This is a genomic window from Sulfitobacter sp. UBA4523 (assembly GCF_002388305.1).
In the GTDB taxonomy this organism is placed as follows: Bacteria; Pseudomonadota; Alphaproteobacteria; order Rhodobacterales; family Rhodobacteraceae; genus Sulfitobacter; species Sulfitobacter pontiacus.
On sequence record NZ_DGMH01000069.1, the window covers coordinates 32,286 to 35,039 of the forward strand.

General features: G+C 59.3%; 1 protein-coding gene and 1 pseudogene. Both read left to right on the top strand.

The window, feature by feature from the left end:
• Positions 1 to 264, top strand: a pseudogene (locus B3849_RS16850) (DeoR/GlpR transcriptional regulator); the annotation flags it as partial.
• A 170-nt stretch (positions 265 to 434) separates the two neighbouring features.
• Positions 435 to 2,492, top strand: coding sequence for an ATP-binding protein (locus B3849_RS16855; protein WP_278424506.1), 2,058 nt, complete (start codon positions 435 to 437; stop codon positions 2,490 to 2,492).
• Positions 2,493 to 2,754: the final 262 nt, after the last annotated feature.

Below are 2,754 nucleotides of genomic sequence, written 5' to 3' on the forward strand. Positions count from 1 at the left end.
TGTTTTCTTGGGGCCTCCGCGCTGGATGAAACCGGCGTGAGCGAGGCCATCGCAGGCTTTGCCGAGGTGAAACGCGCCATGCTGGACCAAAGCCGCGCCGCGCATTTCCTGATTGATGCCAGCAAGTTCGGCAAACGTCACCTGACGCAGGTAACCCCGCTTGAGCATCTGGGCCATCTGATCACCGATGCAGCCCCCAAGGACGGGCTCGCCCTAGCGCTTCGACAGCATCGCACCCCCGTGATCACCCCCGAAAACACCTGACAGTAACCGGCATGACCGCTTTGCGCAAAAGTCTACAAAATGCCTCGATTGCGCCCGTATTTTGTCCGTTCGATAAACAATGATGCAGTCAATAAAGGGGACAAAGGCAGGCAAACCAGCAACGACAGAAAGTCGTGCGGCGGCCTGGCTGGACGGAAGAGGGTGGCACTTTGCTCAATAAGTTCACGGGGTATTTAGCCTCTAAGGTATTCGTCGTTCTGACGATTGTCCTGCTCGCAAGTATCGGCGGGATTGCCTATTCTATTGTGAAACTCGACCGCGACAATCACCTCGCCGCGCTGCGCCTTGAGGTGGAGCAGGCGCTGCATTCGGTCGCCGACCAGATCCAGCTGCGTTTCTTCGAAGCCGTGCTGGTGGCCAAGAACATCGAGAATACGCTTGCCGTGGCGGGTGAGATCAACGAGCGTCAGATCGCGCGTACCGTGAGCGACCTGCAGCGACACAACCCTGACGTGATCGCCGTCGCTTTGGCCCCTAACCTGTCGATTACACACAGTTTCCCGCAAACCGATAACCGCGAGACGATCGGTGTCAAATACTGGCAACTGCCCGCCCAGATGGCGAGTGTGGCCCAAGCTTACCGCACCCGCGCGCCCGTGGTGGATGACCGCGTAAACCTTGTGCAGGGCGGTACCGGCTACATCATGCACTACCCTGTGTTCCTGCCGAACGCCGAGCTGAACACCGATCAATTCTGGGGCGTCATCTCTGTCGTGATGGATCAGGAAGGTCTGCTGCAAGCCCCGCAACATGATTTCTCGGACCCCGAACAATATAGTTTCGAGTTGCACCCGCTTAAAGCCTCCGGTCTGGTAGAGGCCCTGCCCGATCACCGGTTGAGCGCGCTGAAAGACAAGCCCGTCGTGACCACGTTCAACGTTCTGGGCACCACATGGGAAGCCGCCGTGCGCCCCGCCGCGGGATGGCCGGCCTATTCACCACAAAGTCGGAACCTGGTGGGTTTCGCCCTCATTTCCGCCATATTCCTGCTGGGCGTGCTGCTGGCTTTCCGCCGGATGGCGCTGAACCAGACCAACGCCCACGCCCTGCTGGCCGAGGCCATCGACGCGATCGACGAAGGCTTTATCGCGTTTGACGACAAGGAACGGGTGATGGTGGTGAACCAGAAGTACCGCGACTATCACCCCCAGATCGCCGATCTGATCGTCCCCGGTGCCACCATGGGAGAGCTGGTGGTCAACTGGGCCAACCGCACCGAAAGCCTCAGCGGATCGAAAAGCAAACAGGCCTGGGTACGCGAGCGGCTGCAACGTTTCCGCAATCCGGGTCAGGCGTTCTTGCAAGACATCGGCAACGACAACTGGCTCAAGGTGACAGAGGCAAAGACCCCCCACGGCTATACCGTCGGCATCTGGACAGATGTGACCGCCGAGAAGCGCGCGCAAGAAGCCGCTGAAGCCGCCGACCGCGAGAAGACCGAGTTCCTGAACAACGTATCGCACGAGCTGCGCACCCCGCTGACCGTGATCTTTGGCCGTGCGTCGTTCATGCGGCACAGCGATAAGATGCCTCAGGCGCAGCGGTTGATGTCGGCGCTGACCGCCGATGGCAGCGGCTGTCCGAAATCGGCTGCCGCCGCGATAGAGTATCAGAAGTTCATCACCGATCAGGGTGCCGGAATCGCGGAATCCTCACAGCATATGATCCGCCTTGTCGAAGATCTGCTGGACTGGACCAAAGTGTCCCGCGGCCAGCTAGAGCTGGACATGGCCCCCACCCAGCTGGACGAGATCGCCCGCACCGTCACCCAAGAACTGCGACCCGCCGCAGAGGCAAAAGGGCTGACCCTCACCTATGCCGGCGACGGCCCTGCTGCCACCGTAGCGGATAAGGTGCGCGTCAAACAAATCCTGTACAATCTGATTACAAATGCGATCAAATTCACCAGCGAAGGCAAAATCCACCTCTCGATGCTACATTCCGCCGACGAGATCGTGTTCAGCGTCACCGACACCGGCAACGGCATCGCAGAGGAGGACGCCAGCCGCGTGTTCCAGCGTTTCCAACAGGTTGACGGGTCCATGACACGGCAAAACGGCGGTTTGGGGCTGGGGCTGGCCATCTCCGAGCAGCTGGCAGAGCTGCACGGCGGATCGCTGTCACTTGAAAGCAAACTGGGCGTCGGTAGCACCTTCAGTCTGACGCTGCCCTGCACCGGCGCGACCGATATCCAGAAGACGGCTTGAGGCGCAGAGGGGCGCGGTACTTTAAATTCTAACGATAAATATTTGGGCAAGCGCCGGTTTCGCGCATATGATGACCTAGCGTAACGATGATCCTGTTTATGACCTGAAATTTTTCCAAAGGCATTTTCATTGGACCTCAAAACAAACAGCTATGTCGTGGACAGCCAGGATCGGATCATCTCTGTCGGGTCCGAATGGGACGCCTTCGCCATAGAGAATGACGCGCCGGGGGCGACCTCCACCCATGTGCTGGGGCGGGAGA